At 65.4% G+C, this 22,666-nt stretch carries 15 protein-coding genes; 3 read left to right on the plus strand and 12 right to left on the minus strand.

All coding sequences use genetic code 11. The features are described 5' to 3' along the window. Positions 1 to 33 precede the first annotated feature (33 nt). Positions 34 to 1,326 carry an MFS transporter gene (locus tag HA052_RS00895; RefSeq protein WP_166450429.1) on the minus strand — a complete coding sequence of 431 codons (1,293 nt, stop codon included), beginning with the start codon at positions 1,324 to 1,326 and terminating at the stop codon, positions 34 to 36. Then, entirely contained in the window at positions 1,323 to 2,516 is a 1,194-nt protein-coding gene (locus HA052_RS00900) for a M20 aminoacylase family protein (protein ID WP_166450430.1), read from the minus strand. The genes HA052_RS00895 and HA052_RS00900 overlap by 4 nt, the downstream gene beginning before the upstream one ends. Before the next feature lie 164 nt (positions 2,517 to 2,680). Here HA052_RS00900 and HA052_RS00905 point away from each other — a divergent pair, with 164 nt between their 5' ends. Next, positions 2,681 to 3,628, plus strand: a complete 948-nt coding sequence (locus HA052_RS00905) for a LysR family transcriptional regulator (protein WP_166450431.1) — start codon at positions 2,681 to 2,683, stop codon at positions 3,626 to 3,628. Positions 3,629 to 3,685: 57 nt separating this feature from the next. Here the strand turns inward: HA052_RS00905 and HA052_RS00910 are convergent, their stop codons facing one another. The 10 genes from HA052_RS00910 to HA052_RS00955 form a co-directional block, all read right to left on the minus strand. Further along, positions 3,686 to 7,498 (minus strand): translocation/assembly module TamB domain-containing protein, encoded by a 3,813-nt coding sequence (locus HA052_RS00910; protein ID WP_166450432.1) that lies wholly within the window; start codon positions 7,496 to 7,498, stop codon positions 3,686 to 3,688. A gap of 13 nt (positions 7,499 to 7,511) precedes the next feature. Then, positions 7,512 to 9,254 (minus strand): autotransporter assembly complex protein TamA, encoded by a 1,743-nt coding sequence (locus HA052_RS00915; protein WP_166450433.1) that lies wholly within the window; start codon positions 9,252 to 9,254, stop codon positions 7,512 to 7,514. 335 nt (positions 9,255 to 9,589) lie between these two features. Continuing rightward, positions 9,590 to 11,389: a dihydrolipoyl dehydrogenase gene (lpdA, locus tag HA052_RS00920; protein WP_166450434.1), complete on the minus strand. Its 1,800-nt coding sequence runs from the start codon at positions 11,387 to 11,389 to the stop codon at positions 9,590 to 9,592. 114 nt (positions 11,390 to 11,503) lie between these two features. Continuing rightward, positions 11,504 to 13,141 carry a dihydrolipoyllysine-residue acetyltransferase gene (gene aceF / locus HA052_RS00925; protein WP_166450435.1) on the minus strand — a complete coding sequence of 546 codons (1,638 nt, stop codon included), beginning with the start codon at positions 13,139 to 13,141 and terminating at the stop codon, positions 11,504 to 11,506. A 120-nt stretch (positions 13,142 to 13,261) separates the two neighbouring features. Next, positions 13,262 to 15,925: a pyruvate dehydrogenase (acetyl-transferring), homodimeric type gene (gene aceE, locus HA052_RS00930; RefSeq protein ID WP_166450436.1), complete on the minus strand. Its 2,664-nt coding sequence runs from the start codon at positions 15,923 to 15,925 to the stop codon at positions 13,262 to 13,264. Between the two features lie 312 nt (positions 15,926 to 16,237). After that, complete coding sequence (locus HA052_RS00935; protein WP_166450437.1) at positions 16,238 to 17,674, minus strand: M48 family metalloprotease; 1,437 nt, start codon at positions 17,672 to 17,674, stop codon at positions 16,238 to 16,240. Positions 17,675 to 17,731: 57 nt separating this feature from the next. After that, positions 17,732 to 19,456 carry a SulP family inorganic anion transporter gene (locus HA052_RS00940; protein ID WP_166450438.1) on the minus strand — a complete coding sequence of 575 codons (1,725 nt, stop codon included), beginning with the start codon at positions 19,454 to 19,456 and terminating at the stop codon, positions 17,732 to 17,734. Next, positions 19,453 to 19,881 (minus strand): DUF6691 family protein, encoded by a 429-nt coding sequence (locus HA052_RS00945; protein ID WP_166450439.1) that lies wholly within the window; start codon positions 19,879 to 19,881, stop codon positions 19,453 to 19,455. The genes HA052_RS00940 and HA052_RS00945 overlap by 4 nt, the downstream gene beginning before the upstream one ends. Positions 19,882 to 19,883: 2 nt before the next feature. After that, positions 19,884 to 20,315, minus strand: coding sequence for a YeeE/YedE family protein (locus HA052_RS00950; protein ID WP_166450440.1), 432 nt, complete (start codon positions 20,313 to 20,315; stop codon positions 19,884 to 19,886). Then, positions 20,312 to 20,629, minus strand: coding sequence for an ArsR/SmtB family transcription factor (locus HA052_RS00955; protein WP_166450441.1), 318 nt, complete (start codon positions 20,627 to 20,629; stop codon positions 20,312 to 20,314). The genes HA052_RS00950 and HA052_RS00955 overlap by 4 nt, the downstream gene beginning before the upstream one ends. A gap of 159 nt (positions 20,630 to 20,788) precedes the next feature. On the opposite strand from HA052_RS00955, the gene HA052_RS00960 reads away from it, so the two are divergent. Both HA052_RS00960 and HA052_RS00965 read left to right on the plus strand, forming a co-directional pair. Beyond that, entirely contained in the window at positions 20,789 to 21,826 is a 1,038-nt protein-coding gene (locus HA052_RS00960) for a DUF2804 domain-containing protein (protein WP_206118729.1), read from the plus strand. A 260-nt stretch (positions 21,827 to 22,086) separates the two neighbouring features. Beyond that, positions 22,087 to 22,665 carry a beta-class carbonic anhydrase gene (locus HA052_RS00965; RefSeq protein WP_081544966.1) on the plus strand — a complete coding sequence of 193 codons (579 nt, stop codon included), beginning with the start codon at positions 22,087 to 22,089 and terminating at the stop codon, positions 22,663 to 22,665. Position 22,666 lies beyond the last annotated feature (1 nt).

Below are 22,666 nucleotides of genomic sequence, written 5' to 3' on the forward strand. Positions count from 1 at the left end.
GGCGGGGCCGGATTCAGACGAAGGCCGCCAGCCTCAATCCAGCGGCCGGTTCGCCGTTTCCGGCACCATCGCCAGCCCAATCAACGACGCCAACATGCATAGCCCCGCGTACAAGGCCGGCGCATTGGGATCTCCGGTCAACTTGATCAGACCGGCGGCGAAGAACTGAGCGAAACCGCCGAAAATCATCACCCCCACGCAATAAACAATGGACATGCCGCTGGCGCGGATGCGACGCGGAAACAGCTCCGGCAGCAAGGCGATGCTGGGCACCGAGGTATACACCAGCGGCAAGGTCAATATCGCCACCACCAAGAGCAGCACCGGCCAGCTAGACGCCGCGTTGACCAACATGAAGCCCGGATAGATCAACAGCAGCAGCAACAAGCGCGGCCACAGGATGGACTTGCGCCGGCCGATGCGGTCGCTCCAGCGCCCGGCCGGCACCGACAACAGCACTTGCAGCAAGGCCGCGGTCGACGCGGCCCAGATCGCCACCGCCAAGGGCATGCCTAGCACCGTCACCGCGTGGTTGGCCAGATAATGGCCGACGATGAAGGTAGGCGCCGTGCCGCCAATGGTCAACAACACCCCGGCCAGCAACTGCCGCCAATGCCGCCGCAACAAAGGGCCGGCCGGCTCCACCGCCGCCCGCGGCGCAACCGCCGACGACGCGGTCTCGTCCAGTTGGTGGCGAATGTACTCGCCCACCGGGATCGCCAACACGCCGATGGCGAATACCAGCCGCCAACCCCAGGCATCCATCGAGGCCGCGGACAACAAGCCGCTAAGTAAACTCACCGTCAGCGTGCCGGCCAACACCCCCAGCCCCTGGCTGAACAACTGCCAGCTACAGTAATAGCCGCGCGACTTATCATCGGCGTACTCCATCAGCATGGAGGTGGCCGCGCCTACCTGGCCGCCGACGGCGAAGCCCTGCACCAGCCGCCCCACCACCACCAGCGCCGGCCCAAACAAGCCGGCCTGCGCATAGGTGGGCGCCACCACGAACAACAGCGAGCCTATCGCCATCAACCACAGGCTGAGCCGCAAAGCCGGCTTGCGTCCCTTGCGGTCCGCGTACAGGCCGATGACGATGCCGCCTATCGGCCGGCTGATGAAACCGGTGCCGAACACCGCGAAGGACAGCATCAGCTGCAACAACGGCTCGTCGCTGAACGGAAAAAACAAGCGCCCCATCAAGGTGGCCAGCGCGCTGTAGACGATGAAATCGTAGAACTCCAACGCATTGCCCACGGTGATGGCGATGATCGCGCGCCGGCTGGGCGCGGCTGGCCGCGCGGCCGCCCATTGCGCCGCCGTCATTGTCCGCCCCCCGCCGCGCCGCCTAGATAACGCTCCACCAACTTAACCCAGTAGCTGGCGCCCACCGGCAAAGCCTGGTCGTTGAAGTCGTAGCCGGGGTTATGCACCATGCAGCCGCCCTCTCCATCGCCGTTGCCGATGATCAGATAACAGCCCGGCACCCGCTCCAGCCAGAAGGCGAAATCCTCGCTGCCGGTCAGCGGCGGCATCTCCGCCGCCACCCCGTCCTCGCCCAGCCAGTCCAGCGCCACCTGCCGCGCCAGCGCGGTGGCCGCCTCGTCGTTGATCAACACCGGATAGCCGTATTGATAATCCACCTCGGCGCGCGCGCCGAAACCGGCGGCCTGCGCTTCGGCCAACGCTTCGATGCGCTGGCGCAGCAAAGCGCGCACCTCCGGCCGCAAGGCGCGGACGCTCAAACGCATTTCCGCGCTCTCCGGAATCACGTTCGGCGCCTCCCCAGCCAGGATCGCCCCCACCGTCACCACGGCCATGTCCAGCGGAGGCACATTGCGCGCCACCACGCTTTGCAAGGCCATCACCAGCGAAGCCGCCACCACAATGGGATCCACCGCCTTGTGCGGCATCGCGCCGTGACCGCCGGTGGCGTGGATGCGAATCACCGCGGTGTCGGTGGAAGCCATGAACGGGCCGGGCCGGAAACCCAGCTGCCCCACCGGAAAGCCCGGCATATTGTGCATGGCGAAGATGGCGTCGCAGGGGAACAAGCGGAATAGGCCGTCGTCCAGCATGCGCTTGGCGCCGGAGCCGCCATGCCCCTCCTCCGCGGGCTGGAAAAAGAGATGCACGGTGCCGCTAAAACTGTCGCGCCGCGCCAGCTCGCAGGCTGCGGCCAGCAGCATCGCGGTATGGCCGTCATGGCCGCAGGCGTGCATTTTTCCCTCGACGCGGCTGGCCCAGGGCAAGCCGGTGCTTTCCTGGATCGGCAGCGCGTCCATATCCGCGCGCAAACCTATGCGCGGCCCCTCGCCGCGGCGCAGGGTGCCGACCACGCCGGTGACGCCCAATCCTTCGTGGATCTCGTAGCCCCAGTCGCGCAGGCAGCGGATCACCCGGCTACGGGTTTCCACCTCCTCGAAGCCTAATTCGGGGTGGGCGTGAATATCGTGGCGCAGCGTGATCATCGCCGGGGCGATATCGCGGATGCCGGGCAGAATGTGAGCGTTCATGGCGTCGTCTCCTTATGGTGTCTATGGGCCTCTTGTCGCACACTGTCTTGGCGGCGATGGACGCGACGCCGCGACAGCGATCACAGACTAGCGGCAATACTTAATAGGTGAATAGACTTGAGAAAGTGGTCGAGAACACTTCTGGTTGTCCACTTGGAGAAGAGATGAAACTGCAGCAACTGCAAGCGCTGATCGCGCTGGCCGACGGCGGCGGCATTCGCGCCGCCGCGCGCATGTTGGGTCTGTCCCAGGCCGCGGTCAGCAAGACGCTGCGCGAGCTGGAGCAAGAACAGCGGCTGCCCCTGTTGCAGCGTCACGCCAGCGGCGCGCGGCTGACCGAGGCGGGTCAGACGCTGCTGATCCATGCTCGCCAGGTGGCGATGCAGCTGGAGCGCGCCCACGGCGAAATGGAGGCGATGCGCGGCCAACGCGACGCCAGGCTATGCATAGGCGTCACGCCCTGGCTGGTGCCCACGCTATTGCCGGAAGTGGTGTTGCGCTTTCGCCAACGTCTGCCGGAAATCCGGCTGGAATTGTTCGAAGGCTTGCTGGCGGTGGCGCTGCCGCGCTTGCGCGACGGCCAGATGGATTTCGCCATCGGTCCGCTGTTCGAACCGCTGGCACAGGAATTCCATTGCCAGCCGCTGTTCAGTCACGGCGGCCGAGTGTTCGCCCGCAACGGCCATCCTGCCTTGCGCGCGCAGTCCTTGTCCGCGCTGCTGGAGCAGGATTGGGTGGTCAATTACAGCCCGGCCAGCTACCGCCACGTGCTGGACCGTCTATTCACCCGCCACGGCCTGGCAATCGCGCCGGAACGGCTGATCTGCGCGCAGTCGATGGCGCTGCTGGCCGGCCTGGTGCAGGCCGGCATGCTCAGCTACGGGCCGGAGCCCTTGTTGCTGTGTCCGGAATTCGCCGGCAAGGCCCAGGCCTTGTCGCTGCGGGAAGACATGGAGGAGATCGTCATCGGCGTGATCAGCCTGCAAGGGCAGGCTCACGGCTATGCCGCGCGCGGTTTCATCGATTGCCTGCGGCAGACGCTGCGCCAACGCATGCGCTCGGCCCAGCCGGAAGACCGGGCTTTGGCGCGGATGCTGACGCTGCGGTTTTAGAAGCGGTTCAAAACCGCTGCGCTCCGTCGATACGGCGTTGACCGGCGATTGCGTCGCTCAATCAAAGCGCAAGGTGTAACGCGACTCCACCGAGGCGTCGGTGCCGGCCCGCAACACCATCGACCAGCCCTTGCTCAGTTGATAGGCCAGCTTCACCGCCTGGTTCGCGCTGGTTACGCCGTACTCGTAGCCCAGATACAGTTCGCGGGTCAGCTGACGGCCCACCGTCACCACCTGCTCCGCCGGACTCACCGTGCCGTTGGCCAAGGTTTTTTCCTTGCGGCTGGACACGCCCAAGTCGTCGAACAAGCCGATCTGGTCGTTGAGCGAGCCGGCCAACATCATGCCGGCGGAGGCCGCCAAATCGTTGTCGTCGCGCTCGCCGCTCGCCGCCCGGCCCAAGACCAGCCAGGCCAGCTTGTCCTTTTCCGACATCGGCTCGTCCGCGATCAGGCGCACCTTGGGCACCGACACCGAACCGCTGACCTCCACGCCGGCGCCCACCGGCGACAGGCGGCGCTTGGCGCGCACATTGAGCAGCGGATTATCCAGCGGGCCGTTGAAAGTGATGGCGCCGTACTCGATGTCCAGGTCCTGGCCGTAAGCCTTGTAACGGCCCTTGACCACGCGCACCTGACCCTTGGCGCCCGGCGCTTCGCCCGGGTTGGCGCTAACCCGCACCGAGCCGGTCAAGTCCACGTTCAGGCCCTGACCGGAGAAACGGAAGTGATCGCCCAGGTCCAGATCCAGCGCCACCGTCAGCGGCATGCTGGCGAAGGCCGACGGCTCCAGCTCCGGCCGGCCCTTGACCATCACGTCGTCGCTCAGGCTGGGCGCGCCGAACTTGGGCAGGCCGATACGGCCTTGATCCGCGCGGATATGGCCGGTCAGCGACAACTTGCCGGCCACCATCGCCAGCTCCGTGCGGCCGGACACCACCAAGCGGCGGTTGGGACGGTCGAACACGCCGAACTTGCGCAACTCCACCGCCACCCGCGCATCCGGGGTGTCTCCGCTGAGATCCAGCGCTCCGTTGGCCGCCACCTCGCCTTCGCCGCCGGCGAAACGCAAGCGCTCCAACACCAGCTTGCGGCCGTCCAACCGCGCCAGCAGGCTGCCGTCGCCCAGGCGGATGCCGGTGCGGCGGTCAGCCAGCAATAATTTGTCGCCGCGTATCGTCCCTTGCGCCATAGGTTGGCTCAGCGCGCCGGTCAGCGCCAGATTGGCGCCGATCTGACCGCCCAGTTCCAAAGAAGGCCCGGCGAAGCTGGCCAGCGTCGCCAGCGAGGGCACGCTGGCGCTGACGGTGGCGTTGAGCGGGGTTTTGGCGTCGATGGCGCCGCCGTTCCACGGCACGGAACCTTTGCCTTGTAACTGGGCATAGCGGCTGTCCAGATTCAGGTCGAACAAGGCGCGGCCGCCGTCCAGCGTCAGGGTGACGGCGGCGGTCTTCAGCCCCAACGCCACGTCTTTGCCCTTGTCGCCCGGCAGCTGCACGTCGCCGCCGGCGCGGCGCAGCGTGAACTGGCCCTTGGCGTTGGCCGCCAGATTCAGGTTCCAATCGGAATCGAAGCTCAGATCCTGCTTCACCGGCAGGCTGAGCAAGGGGCCCAGCTCCGCCAGCCTCAAGCCACGCGCGGAGCCGCGGGTGCTGAGCGCTCCGTTGGTCCCGCGGTTGAGTTCGGCCAAGGTAATGCTGCCGCCCAGCGCAGCCAAGCGGGCGTTGCCCACCTTGATCTGCTCGCCCAGCTCCAGCGTCACCGGCGCCAGCAGGCTGAGGCCGGGACGACCGCTCAGCTCCAGCTTGCTCAAGGTGCCGGCCCAGGGCCCGGCCTCGCCGCGCAGGCCACCGCTGGCCGCCAGTTGCAGCGCATAGGGGTGGTCGGCCAGACGGAAACGACCGTCCAGTTGCAGGCCGTGGCGCGCGCGGGTGCCGTTGGCGCTGGCGCGCAGCTGCTCGGCGCGGAAACCGCCGGCTTGCAGCGCGGCCACATCCAGCTTGAGCTGGAACGGGCTGTTCTGGTCGGCCTTGACGTTGCCGCTGAATTGCATGCTCTGCACGGCGATATTGCCCGGCAGCTTCAGGCGGTCGGCTTGCAGATTGGCGCTGATCAACGGCGCCTTGGGCGTGCCGGCCAGTTCTCCCTGGCCCTTAACCACGCCGGAGAAGCCGGGGCCGATCAGGCCAAGGTTGGGCGCGTCGATCAAAAGTTTTAGCTTGTCGCCGGCGGCGCCGTAAGCGCCGTTGGCCTGCAGCCGGTTCTGCGCCAGCCTCAGGTCGGCGCTGAGCGATTTCAGCCGTTCGCCCTGCAATTGCAGGTCGGCGGCGCCGCTAAGCGGCGCGCCGGACAGCTTGCTGGGGGCGAACTGCAGCTTGGCCGCCACGTTCAGCGGGCTGGCCAGTTGGCCCTTGGCCTGCAGGCTGGCGTTGAGGTCGCCGCTGGGCAGGCCGGGCTTGAGCTTGGACGGGTCTGCGCGATTGAGCTTGCCGTTGAAATCGAACAATTGCTTGCCGTCCAGGCCCAATTGGCCGGACAGAGCCAGGCTGCCCACACCGGCGGTCAATTCCGCCTGGCGAACCAGCAGCGCCGGAGACGGCGCCGGCGCAAAGCCGACATCGGCCTTGGCCTGCAGGGTTTTGCCCTTAAGCTGGGCCAGGATGTTCGGACCGCTCAGAGGGCCGTCCAGCGTCACTCGGCCGTCCAGACTGTCGTCCGGCGCGTCGGCGTGCAATTGCCGCAGGCCCAGCTTGGAAATATCCAACGCCAGCTTGAGCCGGTCCGGCCGCACCTGGCCGGCCAGGCCGATTTCGCCGCCGGCGATCCGGGCGTGGGTGTTGAACAGCTCCAGCGCCTTGTCGTCGGCGCGGAACTCGCCGGCCAGCAAGGACAGCGGCAAGCGCTGCTCGGACAAGGGGCCGGCCAGCTCATTGAGCAGGGTCAGCCCGCCTTTGACTCGCTGGCCGGCGTCCGGCTCGGCGAACACCGCCAAACTGAGCTTGGCGCGCGGCCATTCCGGCAGGATGGCTTGCGGATTGATGCCCGCCATGCGCGCGTCCAGCCGGGTGAAGCTGTTGAAGGGATTGCTGGCGAAGGGCAGCAGGCCGCCCTTGACGTCGGCCACCAGGTCCTTGCCGGACAACTCGCCGTCGAAACTCAGGTGCAACAGATCGCCGCCCAGCGCCAGCCTCGCCTGATAGGGAATCTTGTCCAGCTCGCCCTCGGCGCTGAGCTTGCCCCGCAGCGCGAAGGGCTTGGCGTCGGCCAATTGCAGCACCGCCGCGGCCTCGCCCCAGGGCGAGCCCAGGCGCTTGAGCTTGAGATCGTGGCGCCGGCCGTCGTAAAGGTAGCCGGCTTCCAGGCCGTAAAGCCGCAGCTTGGCCGGTTCCAGCGTCACGCTGGCCACGCTCAGCCTGTCCAGACGGATGCCCAGGGGCAAGGCCAGCGATTCCGGCGCGCCGCTGGGCGGAGCGGCCGGCGTCGGCTTCACCGCCACCTTGACGTGGCCCACCGCCAATTGCCGCACCCACAATTGGCGCTGCCACAAAGCGCTCGGCCGCCAGTCCAGTTGTACGGATTCGATGTCCACGTCGCTGCCGGCGCTGCGCACGCGCACCTCGCTCAGTTTGAAGCCGTCCCACAGCGTGCCTTCGGCTTGCTTGACGCTGACGGCGTTGCCGCTGAGGCTGCCCAGCGACTGCATCAGCCAGGCGAAGCCGGCGCGGCTTCCGGTCAGCCAGGCGCTGGCGGCCAGCAGCAGCGCGACCAACAATAAGGGCAGCCACAGCAGCCAGCGCCAACGACGGCGCTTGGGCTTGGCCGGCGGCGGCGGGGCGGTGTCGGGAGTGGGGGAGGTGTCGATTTCGCTCATGAATGCATTCGGGTCAGAAGGCCAGGCCCAGGCTGAGGTTCCAGCGGATTTTTCCGTCGCGCTCCGCCTTGGCGAAGTCGAAGGCCAGCGGGGCCACCGGGCTCATCCAACGCACGCCGACGCCGTTGGCGCGCTCCACCTGGAAGCCCTTCCAACTCTGGCTGGCGTTGCCGGCGTCGGTGAACAGCGCCAGATACCAGTCCGGCTTGATCGGAATTTGATACTCCAGGCTGCCGGTGGCCACCACGCGGCCGCCCAGCACCGAGCCGTTGGGACCCGGCAGGCCCAGGCTCTGGTAATCGTAGCCGCGCACGCTGTTGGCGCCGCCGGCGCGGAACAGGATGGAGGACGGCACCGCGTCCTTGTCGTTGGCCCACACCTGGCCCAATTCCAGCCTGCCGACGAAAGTGCCGTACTTGGGGAACGGCGACCAGTAGCCGACGGTTCGGGCGTAGCCGCGCACATAGGAGGTGGAGGACAGCGCGCTGCCGACGGTGCCGGAAAGCTGGAAGTCCAGCAAGACGCCGGAACGCGGCCGCATCAAATCGTCCACCGCGCGCTGGGTCCAGCCGTAGACCAGTTGCAAGGCGCGGGTGTCCTTGTTGGAAACGCCGCCGGCCTCCTCGCTTTCCAGCAAGTACTGCAGACCGAGGCGCGCCTCGATATTGCCGCGGGTGCGAGTGCGCCAGCCGCCCACGTCGCTGCTGCGGGTTTTCAGGCCCTGCACGTCGTCGGTCTTGAAAGCGCTGGTGATGGAGTGGGAATAGCCGTCGGACTGGCGCGGAAAGCCCAAACCCAGCGACAACGATTGCTGGTTCTTCTTCCAGTTGGTCACCAGAGAACCGGTGTAGCCGCGGCGGAAGATATTGTAATGATCGTAGCCGACCCGCACGCCGGGGCCGTCGCCGGAGTCGTAGATCAAGCCCAGCTCCAGCTTCTGGCGCGGCATCTCGGTGACGTCCACCTCCACCGGCACCCGATGGGTGTCCGGGTCGATATGGGCCATGTCGGCGCTGACCACCACATTGGAGAAATGCGGCGCCTGCTCCAGCGCCGACTGGTAATCGAAAATTTTCTGCAGCCGGTAGGCGGTGCCGGGGGAGAAATCCGCCAGGCCGGTGGCGATCTTTTCCGGATAACGCTTCATGCCTTTGACGGTGATGTCGCCGAACAGGATCACCGGCCCGCTGTCGATGTCCACCACCAGCTGCGCGCGGCGGGTAGCCGGGTCGATTTCCGCCGCGCTTTTGCTGATCTGCGCCCTGGGAAAGCGGTCGGCGGTGATGAGCCGCATCACCGCGCGCTTGCTGCCGTCCCAGTCGGATTGCCGATAAGGCGCGCCCATCGGCAGCGACCAGGCCTCCAGCACCGCGGCGAAGCGTTGCTGGAAATCGCCTTCGTCGCGTATCGGCCCGTTGAGGCGGATGACGACGTCGTCGATCAGCGTGGGTTCGCCGGGCTTGACCTCGACCACGTACTGCCGGGCGCTTTCTTCGCGCACATTAACGCGCGCGTCGAAGTAGCCCTCGGTCTCCAGCAGCTTGCGCGCGTCCTCCGGGGTGCTTCGCACCAGTTCGGTCAGCAGCGTTTCGTCCATTTCTTCTTCCAGACGGCTGGTGACCAATTCCAGATTGTCTTGCAGCAAGCCGGCCAGGCCGGAAGGCGCGTCGACGCGCACGCTGTAATCGAGCTTGGCCCAAACGGGCGTAGCCGACAGCAATAAGATCAATGAAATAAGCAGGCGGGAGCTTGGCATGGTCCGATTCGTTTGGTGTCGAGGCCATGGTAACGAAACTTGCGGCGGCTGGCGAGAAGCGGCTGGGCGGCTTCAAAATCGCGAGGACAGGCCGGCGTTTTCTTAAACCAAAAGCTTAATTTATATTCAATGTAAATTTAGAGAAACAGCGCGCAGGCATTCGCTTTGCTCATCGCAACCCGGCCACGCGCGCCATTCAGGCGCAAGGCGGTATGACCGGCCGCGCCGGCAATAGTTTTGCCCTCAAGCGCTTTTTATCGCGCCCGCTCAAAATGGTAAGGCGCATAAAAAAAGGGCAAACCCGGAGGTTCGCCCTTTTCCTTGCCGAGCCGCGCTTACTTCTTGCGCTGCGGCGGCAAATCGGTGCAAGTGCCGTGCGCCACTTCCGCCGCCATGCCGATGGACTCGCCCATGGTGGGATGCGGGTGGATGGTCTTGCCGATGTCGGTGGCGTCGCAGCCCATTTCGATGGCCAGGCAGACTTCGCCTATCATGTCGCCGGCGTGCGGGCCGACGATGCCGCCGCCGATGATCTGGTGGCTTTCGGCGTCGAAGATCAGCTTGGTGAAGCCCTCGTCGCGACCGTTGGCGATGGCGCGGCCGGAGGCGGCCCACGGGAACACGCCCTTCTCGATCTTCAGGCCTTGCTTCTTGGCTTCGTCTTCGGTAACCCCGACCCAAGCCACTTCCGGATCGGTGTAGGCCACGCCCGGGATCACGCGCGCGTCGAAGTAGGACTTCTGGCCGGCGCAGTTTTCCGCCGCCACATGACCTTCATGCACGCCCTTGTGCGCCAGCATCGGCTGGCCGACGATGTCGCCGATGGCGAAGATGTGCGGCACATTGGTGCGCTGCTGCTTGTCCACCGGGATGAAACCGCGGTCGGTCACCGCGATGCCTGCATTCTCGGCGCCCAGCAGCTTGCCGTTGGGCGCGCGGCCGGTGGCGTACAGCACCAGGTCGTAGCGTTGCGGCTCTTTCGGGGCTTGGTCGCCCTCGAAAGTCACCCACACGCCGTCGTCCTTGGGCTCCACGGCCACGGTCTTGGTGTTCAGCATGATGTTGTCGAAACGATGGGCGTTCCACTTCTGCCAAACCTTGACCAGATCGCGGTCCGCTCCCTGCATCAGGCCATCCATCATTTCCACCACGTCCAGGCGCGCGCCCAGCGTGGAGTAGACGGTGCCCATTTCCAGGCCGATGATGCCGCCGCCGATGATCAGCATGCGGTTGGCCACGCCCTTCAGTTCCAGCGCGCCGGTGGAGTCCACTACGCGCGGATCGTCCGGAATGAACGGCAGCTTCACCACGCGGGAACCGGCGGCGATGATGGCGTTCTTGAATTTGACGATCTTCTTCTCGCCGCTCTCTTCGCGACCCTTGCCGGTGGTGGCGGACACTTCGATATGATGCGGATCGATGAAACGGCCGTTGCCGCGCACGGTTTCCACCTTGCGCGCCTTGGCCATGCCGGCGAGGCCGCCGGTGAGCTTGGCGATGACCTTTTCCTTGTAACCGCGCAGCATGTCGATGTCCACTTCCGGCTTGCCGAACTTGATGCCGTTGGCGGCCAGATGGCTGACTTCGTCGATCACCGCCGCATTGTGCAGCAGCGCCTTGGACGGGATGCAGCCCACGTTCAGGCAGACGCCGCCCAGGGTGGCGTAGCGCTCGACGATGACCACTTTCAGGCCCAGGTCGGCCGCGCGGAAGGCGGCGGAATAACCGCCGGGGCCGCCGCCCAACACCATCACGTCGCACTCGATGTCGGCGCCGCCGCTATGGCTGGCGGCCACCGGAGCGGCTTGCGGCGCGAAACCGGCCTGGGTGGTGGCGGAAGCGACGCCGGTGGTTTCCACCGGCTTCACTTCAGCCGGGGCCGCGGCGGCTGCGCCGGCGGCTTCCAGGATGACAACCACGTCGCCTTCGGAGACTTTGCCACCCACGGCGACGCGCACTTCCTTGACGGTGCCGGCAGCTTCGGCCGGCACTTCCATCGTGGCCTTGTCGGTTTCCAGTGTGATCAGGCTGGCTTCTTTCTCGATCACGTCGCCCGGCTTGACGAAGACTTCGATCACGTCCACGTTGTTGTGGCCGCCGATGTCCGGGACTTTCAGTTCAATCAGATTGCTCATGGTTTTCCATCCGCAACGTAAGGCGGAAGCCCGGAGGCCTCCGCCGCTATTCAGCAGAGTCGTTCGCTTGAGCGGCGCGCTCCGGCCAGGCCGGGGCGTCCGCCCGGCTGGCGATTACAGAATCAGGCGGCGCACATCGGACAGCAGTTTGCCCAGATGCACGGTGAAGCGCGCGGCGGCGGCGCCGTCGATCACGCGGTGATCGAAGGACAGCGACAGCGGGCACATCAGGCGCGGCGCGAATTCCTTGCCGTTCCACACCGGCTTGATCTGCGACTTGCAGACGCCGAGGATGGCCACTTCCGGCGCGTTGACGATGGGCGTGAAGCTGGTGCCGCCGATGCCGCCCAGGGACGAGATGGTGAAGGTCGCGCCTTGCATGTCGGTCGGCTTCAGCTTGCCTTCGCGGGCCAGCTTGGACAGGTCGGTCAGTTCCTGCGCGATCTGGCGCAGGCCCTTCTTGTCCGCGTCCTTGATCACCGGCACCACCAGGCCGTTAGGCGTGTCGGCGGCGAAGCCGATGTGGTAGTACTGCTTCAGCACCAGGTTGTCGCCGTCCAGCGAGCTGTTGAAGTTCGGGAAGGCCTTCAGCGCTTCGGCGGCGGCCTTGATGATGAAGGCCAGCGGGCTGATCTTCAGGCCGGACTTTTCCCATTCCTTGCCCACGGTCTTGCGGAAGTCTTCCAGCTCGGTGATGTCGCACTCGTCGTTGAAGGTTACGTGCGGGATCATCACCCAGTTGCGCGACAGATTGGCGCCGGAGATCTTCTGGATGCGGGACAGCGGTTTGGTTTCGATCGGGCCGAACTTGGCGAAATCGACTTTCGGCCACGGCAGCAAGTCCAGACCGCCGCCGGAGGAGGCCGCTGCGGCCGGAGCCAGCGCCGCCGGGTTCTGCATCACGCCCTTGACGAAGGCTTTGACGTCGTCTTCGGTAATGCGGCCCTTGCGGCCGTTGCCCTTGACCTTGCCCAGGTCCACGCCCAGTTCGCGCGCCAGACGGCGCACGGACGGACCGGCGTGGGCTTTGGAGAAGGAGGCTTCGTCGATGACGGCGGCGGCCTTAGCAGGAGCGGCGGCGGGCGCGGCGGCCACCGGGGCCGGGGCAGCCGAGGCGGCAACCGGAGCCGGCGCAGCGGCGGCTGCCGGAGCGGCGGCGGCGGCAACGGCGCCTTCGACCACCACGATCAGATCGCCTTCGCTGACCTTATCGCCCACTTTCACTTTAACTTCCACCACGCGGCCGGCGGCGGAGGCCGGCACTTCCATGGTGGCCTTGTCGGTTTCCAGCGTGATCAGGCTGTCGTCGACGGCGATGTCATCGCCAACCTTGACGGTGACTTCGATCACGTCGACGCCGTTGTGACCGCCGATGTCCGGCACGCGGATTTCGCTGCGGCCGGAGGCCGCGGGCGCTGCGGCCGGAGCTGCTGCCACCGGAGCCGGAGCCGCTGCTGGCGCGGCGGCGGGAGCCGGAGCTGCGGCGACCGGGGCCGGTGCGGACGCTGCGGCGCCCACTTCCAGGATGGCGATCACGTCGCCTTCGGAGATCTTGCCGCCGACGACGGCTTTGACTTCCTTGATCACGCCCGCGGTTTCCGCCGGCACTTCCATGGTGGCCTTGTCGGTTTCCAGCGTGATCAGGGAATCGTCCACGGACACGGTCTGGCCCGGGACGATGAATACTTCGATGATGTCTACATTGCTGTGACCGCCGATGTCGGGCACTTTCAATTCGATCAGATTGCTCATGAGCTTTCCATTCGTAAGGCGGAAGCCCCTCTCGGGGCTTGCCGCCGGATATCCGCTACAGATTCGCTTGCCATGCAAAGGCGGAAGGCCCCGGCCTCAACCGGGGCTTCCGCTCTGCGATTACACCTTCCAGCTAGGCAGCTTGTCGGTCTTGATGCCGTACTTGGCGATCGCCTCGGCCACCTTGGACGCTTCGATCTTGCCGTCGCGCGCCAGAGCGGACAACGCCGCCAGAGCCACGTGGTAGCGATCCACCTCGAAGAAGGAACGCAGGTTGGCGCGGCTGTCGGAACGGCCGAAGCCGTCGGTGCCCAGCACCACGTAACGGCCCGGAACGTATTCGCGAATCTGGTCGGCGTAGTTGCGGATATAGTCGGTTGCGGCCACTACCGGGCCCTGACGGCCGGACAACTGCTGCGCCACGTAGGAGGCGCGCGCTTCGGCGGTCGGGTTCAGCAGGTTGTGACGCTCGGCTTCCATGCCGTCGCGGCGCAACTGGTTGAAGGAGGTCACGCTCCAGATGTCGGCGCCGATGCCGAAATCAGCCTTCAGCAAGTCGGCCGCGGCCATCACTTCGCGCAGAATGGTGCCGGAGCCCATCAACTGCACTTTCACCTTGGCGTCGCCGCCGTCCTGCAGCAGGTACATGCCCTTCAGGATGCCGTCTTCCGCGCCCGCCGGCATGGCCGGGTGAACGTAGTTTTCATTCATCAGGGTCAGATAGTAGAAGACGTCTTCCTGCTCGCCGTACATGCGGCGCAGGCCGTCCTGCACAATCACCGCCAGTTCATAAGCGAAGGTCGGGTCGTAGCTGATGCAGTTCGGAATCAGGCCGGCCTGGATGTGGCTGTGACCGTCTTCGTGCTGCAGGCCTTCGCCGTTCAGCGTGGTGCGGCCGGCGGTGCCGCCCAGCAGGAAACCGCGGGCGCGCATGTCGCCGGCGGCCCAGGCCAGATCGCCGATGCGCTGGAAGCCGAACATCGAGTAGTAGATGTAGAACGGAATCATCGGCTGGCTGCTGTTGGCGTAGCTGGTCGCCGCGGCGATCCAGTCGGCCATCGCGCCCGGCTCGTTGATGCCTTCCTGCAGGATCTGGCCGTCCTTGGATTCCTTGTAGAACATTAGTTGGTCATGATCCTGCGGCACGTAGTTCTGACCCTGAGTGGACCAGATGCCGTACTGGCGGAACATGCCTTCCATGCCGAAGGTGCGGGACTCGTCCGGCACGATGGGAACCACGCGCTGGCCGATGTTCTTGTCCTTCATGATGGTGCCCAGCATGCGGACGAAGGCCATCGTGGTGGAGAACTCGCGGTCGCCGGACGCTTGCAGCTGCGCGTCGAACACGGACAGTTCCGGGGTTTGCAGCGCGGTGGTCACCGGCTTGCGCGCCGGCAGGTAGCCGCCCAGCGCGGCGCGGCGTTCGCGCATGTACTTCATTTCCGGGCTGTCTTCGGCCGGCAGGTAGTATGGCACGTTCGGCAGATCTGCGTCGGACACCGGAATGCCGAAGCGGTCGCGGAAGTTGCGCAGCGAATCCAGGTCCATTTTCTTGGCCTGGTGCGCGATGTTCTTGGCCTCGCCGGACGCGCCCATGCCGTAACCCTTGATGGTCTTGGCCAAGATCACGGTAGGACGGCCGTTGGCGTTGTGGGACGCCTCGTGGTAGGCGGCGTACACCTTGTGCGGGTCATGGCCGCCGCGGTTCAGCGCCCAGATCTCATCGTCGGACATATTGGCGACCATTTCGCGCAGCTCCGGGTATTTGCCGAAGAAGTGTTCGCGAACGTAAGCGCCGTCCTTGGATTTGAAAGTCTGATAATCGCCGTCCACGCACTCGTCCATGCGCTTCTTCAGCAGGCCCTTGCTGTCCATCGCCAGCAGCGGATCCCAACGCGAGCCCCAGATCACTTTCAGCACATTCCAGCCGGAACCGCGGAAGTCGCCTTCCAGCTCCTGGATGATCTTGCCGTTGCCGCGCACCGGGCCGTCCAGACGCTGCAGGTTGCAGTTGATCACGAAGATCAGGTTGTCCAGGCCTTCGCGGGACGCCATCGAAATCGCGCCCAGGGATTCCGGCTCGTCCATCTCGCCGTCGCCGCAGAAACACCATACTTTGCGACCCGGAGTCTTGGCCAGACCGCGGCTTTCCAGGTACTTGAGGAAGCGGGCCTGATAGATGGCCATCAAGGGGCCCAGGCCCATCGATACGGTCGGAAACTGCCAGAAGTCCTTCATCAGCCACGGGTGCGGGTAAGAGGACAGGCCGTTGCCGTCCACTTCCTGACGGAAGCTGTCCAGTTGCTCGGCGGACAGGCGGCCTTCCATGAAGGCGCGTGCGTACACGCCCGGGGAAATATGGCCCTGGAAGTAGATCAGATCGCCGTCTTGCTCATCGTTCTGAGCGCGCCAGAAGTGGTTGAAACCCACGTCGTACAGGGTGGCGGAGGATTGGAAGGAGGCAATGTGGCCGCCCAGCTCCAGATCCTTCTTGCCGGCGCGCAGCACCAAAGCGGCGGCGTTCCAGCGATTGATCGAGCGGATGCGGTGCTCCATCTCGTGGTTGCCCGGCGACTTGACTTCTTTGCCGAGCGGAATGCTGTTCTGGTATGCGGTGGTGGCGTCAAACGGCAGATGGGCGCCGCGGCGGCGGGTGCGCTCGACCAGTTTCTCCAACAGGTAATGCGCGCGTTCCGGGCCTTCGGCGTCCAGCACCGACTCCAGCGCTTCAGTCCATTCCTGGGTTTCCAACGGATCGATATCGTCAGGGAAAGTTGCAGCCATCTCTGGTCCTCACAGCAAGGTGGATCGGGGGCCGTATGTAGCAATGCGCGGCCCCGCGTTATTGCAATCGGCTCGAATTCGAACCAATTTATTAGCTTCAGATTATAAACGAACGCAATCGCAAATAAAAATGTTCATTTACGAAAAGAGCGCCGTATCTTGAGCAAGTGTACGTCTTCCCGCTTTCACAAAGGAATAGGTCAAGCGTACTAACGCTTGTTTCGGGGTGGAAAACAGCGGTTATTGCAGCGCACCATGTTGTTTTTTTGCGATTTTCTGTCGCAAATTGAAACATTCGTTTCAGTTGCGCGCTTACTTCTTCCTTTCGTCCCTGACCAGCCTATCCAGTTCGCGGATGCGCGCTTCGATTGAGGAGCGCAGGTAGAAATCGTCGCCCTTGGCCTTGCCGGCCAGTTGGAACTGCTCCATAGCCGGCTGGTAACGCTGTTCATAATAGAAGGCGTTGCCCAGCGCCGCGTGGTAACGCAGCGGATCGCGGTCGGCGTACAAACTGGCCTGACGCCGATACAGGCCCGCGTTCTCCGGATGGCGGCTCAACTGAGTCTTGATCAGGCTCAACGCCCCCTGGCTGTCCCCGCTGGCGACGGCGACGTCGATGTCCAGCAGTTGCAGCGACAAGCTCTGCGGAAAACGGGCCAAGCCTGCGCGCGCCGCGTTGCGGGCGGCCGACCAGTCCTTGCGTTCGCGCTCTATCGCCACGTCCAGCCCCCGCAGCATCGGATGGTCCGGCAGCTTGGTCCGCGCCTTGGCCAGCGCCTGACGCGCGCCAGCGATATCGCGCTGACGCAGCTTGACCTGAGCCAGACCATACCACTGCGCGCCCTCGTTCAGGTACAGGCCTCGGTCCAACGCCGCTTCGTAATAACGCAGCCCCTCGTCCGGCGTCAGCGTCGCGGCGCGCAGCTTCTCCCGCACCAGCAGGTAGTCGACGCTGTCCGCGCGCATCCTCACCGGGTAATCCAACGCACGGTTTTCCGCTTCGCTGATGCGCTCCAGCGTCACCGGGTGGGTTCGCAGAAAGGCCAGCGCCGCGTTGTCGCTGTAACGCTCGTTCTGCTGCAGCTTCTGGAAGAAGGCCGGCATGCTGCGCACGTCGAAACCGGCCTGGCTCATGTATTGCATGCCGACGCGGTCGGCTTCGCGTTCGAAATCACGCGAAAACGCCAGCTGATTGGAAATCGACAGACCCATGCCGGCGGACACCACGCCCATCGCGCCCTGGCCGCTGCCGGCCTTGGCCGCCAGCGCGGCGGCGATGATGGTGCCCAGCAAGAGCAAGGGGCTGGTGGCGCTGCTGGCCGCCTTCATCCGCGCAATGTGGCGCTGGGCGACGTGGGCGGTTTCATGCCCCAATACCGAGGCGAGTTCGCCTTCGCTCTGGGTCGCCAGCAGCAGGCCGATATTGATGCCGATATAACCTCCGGGCATGGCGAAGGCGTTGATGCCGGTGTCGTTGACGCAAAAATAGGTGAAACCGACGCCGGGCAGCTTGACGCCGCTGGACAGCCGGCCGCCGATGTCGTTGAGGTAATCGTTGACCTCCTGGTCGTCGACGATGTCTCCCGCCTCCAACATCGCGCGCCAGGCCTGCCGGCCAATGCGGTTCTCATCCGCCAGCGTCAGCGAGGCGTCCGACACCTCGCCCAGATCGGGCAAATCGGCATAGCTGACGGACGGGTGCAACAAGCTCAGCGCCAGCACGCCGGCCAGCAGGGTCTGTTTGGTCATCCGGCTATGATAGCCATGATCCGCCACAAGTTGCATGAGGCGGCGCAACATCAACTGTCAAAGAGTATGAGCTTCCCCGCCTCCCCGCCGCGCCGCGGCCAGCGCTTCCCACGCTGCTTGCGCGCTCAAATGCACGCGGCCGGCGAAGCCGGTCAACAGGCCGCCGCCCTCCATGCGCTGCGCCACCGGCCCCTTGATCTCGGCCAGGTGCAGCGTCACGCCGCGCGCCGCCAGCTCCGCGTCCAGCCGCGCCAGCATCAGCAAGGCGCTGGTATCCACGCGATTGACCGCGCTCATGATCAACACCAGCCGCGTAGTCCCAACCTGAGCGGCCAGCCGGCGCAACGCCTCGCCTCGCACCTGGCGGGCGTTGCCGAAGAACAGGCTCTCGTCCACGCGCAGAAACAGCGCGCCGGGCAGGCTCTCCACCGCAAAGCGCAGCCGGTTGCGGAAATGATGGCTGCCCGGCAGCCGGCCCAGCTCGGCGATGTGCGGCCGGCTGCTGCGCCACAACATGGCCGCCAGCGACATCAGCACGCCGGCGACGATGCCGGAGTCCACTCCCAGCCACAGCACCAGAACAAAGGTCAGCGCGAAGGCCGCCGCGTCGGCACGGTCGACTCTCCAAGCCAGCCTCAGGCTGTCAAAACGTATCATGACGCTGACCGAGGCGATGATCATCGCCGCCAGCACCGCCAGCGGCAGCAAAGCCAGCGCGCCGGCGGCGAAGCTGGCCAAGAGCATGATGCCCAGGGCGGCTACCACCGAGGCCAGCTGAGTCTGGGCCCCGGCCTCGGCGTTGACCATGGAACGCGTGAGTCCGCCGGTGACCGGAAAACCGCCGGACAGCCCCGCGCCGATATTGCATAGGCCCAGCGCCAACAACTCCCGGTCCGGATCCACCTCGTCGCCGCGGCGCTGCGCCAACGCCTGAGCCACCGCCAGGCTCTGCACATAATTGATCAAAGCGATGAAAAAGGCCGGCAGCGCCAACTGTGACCACTGATCCAGGCTCAAGCCCGGCCAGGTCGGCGCCGGCAGGCCCGGCGGAATCCCGCCTACCACCGGCAAGACGGACCGCAAACCCAGGCCCGCCACCAGCGCCATGCCCAACAGCACCGCCAGCAGCGGCGCCAAACGCAGCCAAAGTTGTCGCGTCGGTCCGCTTAGGCCGCAGCGGCGCAAAAACGGCTCGCCCAGCCAACGTGCCAACAGCAGCATGGCCAGCGCCGTAGCGCCAAACATCAGCGCCAACGGATTGAGCCCGTCGGCCGCCTTCCACAGCCCGGCCAGCAACTGAGGCAAGGATGCGCCGCCGGCCTGCACGCCCAGCAAGGGCCCCAGCTGCGACAGTACGATCAGCAAGGCCGACGCCGAAGTGAAGGCCGCCAACACCGGTTCGGACAACAGGTCGGCGATGAAACCCAGCCGCAGCAGGCCAAGCGCCGCCAGCATCGCCCCGGACAACAGCGCCAGACCAATGGCCAGCGCCAGATAATCGCCCGAGCCCGGTTCGGCCAGCCGCGCCAGCGTGGCCGCCACCAATAAGGAAGTCATCGCCATCGGCCCCACCGACTGCGCGTGGCTGCGTCCGGCCAAAGCGTAAATCAGCAAGGGCGCGATGCTGGCGTACAAGCCCGCCTGCGCCGGCAAACCGGCCACCAGTGCGTAAGCCAGACCTTGCGGCGCCAGCAGCAAGGTCACCACCAGACCCGCTCCCAAATCCCCCGGCAAGTAGGCGCGCCGGTAGCTGCGCAGCCAGCCCGGCAACCAAAGCCTCATCCGCGCCGCTCCCATCGTCCGGCCAGCCACAGGCCGGCCGCCATCGCCGGCAAAAACCAAGCGCTCTGCGGCGACAACATGCCGCCCAACAGCAAGGCCGGTCCCGGACAGATGCCGGCCAAACCCCAACCCACGCCGAACAAGAGGCCGCCGCCTATCAACCGACGCGTCAGCGGCGTCTTGGCCGGCAACTGCGTCGGTTCGTCCAGCAGCGCGCGCGGGCGGCGTTCGGCCAGACGGAACGCCGGCCAGGCCATGGCGACGGCTCCGGCCATCACCAGCGCCAAGCTGGGATCCCAAGCGCCGCCCAAGTCCAGGAAAGCCAATACCTTGGCCGGATTGCCCATGCCGGACAGCAACAAGCCTAGGCCGAACAACAGGCCCGCGCCCGCCATAGACAATAAACGCTTCCACTCCGCCGTCATTTTCACGCCCCCCAATGCCGAAGCGCCGCCACCGTAACGAAGCCGGCGAGCATAAAGGCCGCCGTCGCCGCCAGCGAACGAGGCGACTGCCGCGCCAGACCGCAAACGCCGTGGCCGCTGGTGCAGCCGGAGCCCAACCGCGCGCCGATGCCCACCAACAAGCCGGCGGCCAACAAGCGCATGCCGCCGGCCTCTACGCTGACGGCCGGCCATTCGCCGACGCCCAGACGCCACAAGGCCGGTGCCACCATCAAACCCAAGAGAAAAACCAGCCGCGCGCGCCAGTCCGCACGCCTCTCCAACAGGCCCGCCGCCATGCCGCTGATGCCCGCGACGCGGCCATGCAGTAAGACAAGCCAGCCCGCCGCCCCTCCGATCAATACCCCGCCCAACACAGCAGGCCACGGCGTGAACGCCGCCCAATCCACGGTCATCTCGCCTCTCCCCCAGCTTGGTCGGCGCAGAACAGCGCGTGCAAGGCATTCAGCAAAGCCAAGGCGTCAGCGCTGGCCACGCTGTAATAAACCCATTTGCCTTCGCGCCGCGTCGCCACCAGGCCTTCATTGCGCAACACGCCCAACTGCTGCGACAAGGAGGGCTGTCGGATGCCGGTCAAACGCTCCAGTTCCGACACCGACTTTTCCCCGTCCACCAGTTGGCACAGCAGCAGCAGCCTGTCCTCGTTGGCCAGGCCCTTCAACAACAAGGCGGCGCGGCCGGCATTGGCGCGCAGCATGTTCAAATCCATATTCCTTCTCCCGCCGCCGGCATCCGGCGTCGCAAACATTATGTTTTATAATATAATGTAAATCAACCAACTGTTACCGCCGCGCCACACTGTCCACACACCGTCACATGGCCTATCAGTCACCATCGCGCCGGGAAAAACTGTTGTAGACTCAAGGCCATGAACCTATTTCCAGCCGCGGCGCCGGCCCGGCCTCCCAGCGCCATGCCCTCGACTCGACTCCCGCCCGCCCCCAGGCAACTGGTGCACGAACGCGGCATTCCCGCCTTCGGCGTGTATCAGGGCATCATCGACCGGCTGGACTGGCGCGCGCTGAAAACCACGCCCTATCAACGGCTGACACGCCGGCTGCATCACAAGCGCTGGCAATACGCGGCCATCGCCCACCCCGCCTTTTTCATCGGCGTCGCCATCGTCGACGTCGGCTGGACCGGCACCGCCTTCGCCTATCTGTTCGACCGCAAGAGCGGCGAGGTCATTGCCGCCGCCAGCGCCAACGGCCTGCCGGGCCTCTCCACGCAAATAGAGGACCGCGCCTTCGGCGACGCCGCCTTCCAGGCCGGCCGCTGCCGGCTGAGCTTTCGCCGCGACGGCGAACGGCTGGAACTGGCGGTGGACTCGCCGCAATTGAAAGTGGCCGCGCATATCCAATTGGCGGACATGCCGCCGGTGCTGGCGGTGATTGCGCCGGCCAACTGGCTGGCCCATTCCACCCATAAAAGCGGCGGCCTCAAAATCAGCGGCTTCGCCGATTGCCAAGACCGGCGCTATTCGCTGGACGGCGCGGTGGCTTCGCTGGACTACTCCAACGGCTTGCTGGCGCGGGAAACCCGCTGGCGCTGGGCCAGCGCGCATGCTCTGGACCTGGGTTTCAATCTGCAGCAAGGCTATATGGGCGACACCGAGAACGCCGCCTGGTTGCGAGGCAAGCTGATCCGGCTGGGACCGGTGAGCTTCGACTACCAACCGGACGACCCGCTGCAAGGCTGGCGCATACGCAGCGACAACGGCTTGTTGGACCTGAACTTCGCCCCGGAGGGCGCGCGGCGCGAAGACAAGAATCTGCTGATCGCCGCCAGCCGCTATGTGCAGCCCATCGGCCGCTTCAGCGGCCAGATCCGGGATCCGGACGGCGGCGCCGTCCATGTGGTGAGCGACTTGCTGGGCGTGACCGAGGACCATCTGTCGCGTTGGTGAACGTAGCCCGCTCGATGCGGCCCGCCCGCCGCCTTTCGCCGCCATTAACTGGAGTTCATCGCCATTCCCTGCCGTAAGCAGGGAAATTCCTAGTTTGCAAAAACACAAGACCGGCTGGAGCAACAGTGGTAGGATGCGCCCGCAACCGAGTATTCTCTCTAAACAACCAAACCAAACAAACCTTCAGAGCCTGTCCATGATCCTTTTGCGTCTGTGTGCCAGAACGCTCATGAACAGACTCTCAGTAGGAGATTGCCATCATGGATAGATTAAGCGCTTTGCTCGAGCACAATCGCCACTTCGTGGAAAACCGCGAATACGAGCAATTCAAGACCGACAAGTTTCCCGGCAAGGGTCTCGCCATCCTGGCCTGTATGGACGCGCGGATGGTGGAACTGCTGCCCAAGGCCATGGGCCTGAAGAACGGCGACGCCAAGCTGATCAAGAACGCCGGCGCGCTGATCACCCATCCGTGGGGATCGGTGATGCGCAGCCTGATCATGGCGGTGTACGAACTGCGCGCCGACGAGATCTGCGTGGTCGCCCACCGCGACTGCGGCATGCGCGCGGTCGACCCGCAGCGCGTGCTGGACCACGCGATGGAACGCGGCGTGTCGGAAGACACCATCGCCACGCTGCGCGCGGCCGGCATTGACTTGGACGGCTGGCTGAAAGGCTTCGACAACGTGTCCGACAGCGTGCGCCACACCGTGCAGACCATCCGCAACCATCCGCTGATGCCCAAGGACGTGCCGGTGCACGGCATGGTGATCCATCCGTCCACCGGCCGGCTGGAAGTCATCGTCGACGGCTACCAGAACGACGACGCGCAGGAATAAG

Origin of the sequence: Chromobacterium fluminis (genome assembly GCF_011602385.1) — a bacterium.
GTDB classification, from domain to species: Bacteria; Pseudomonadota; Gammaproteobacteria; order Burkholderiales; family Chromobacteriaceae; genus Chromobacterium; species Chromobacterium fluminis.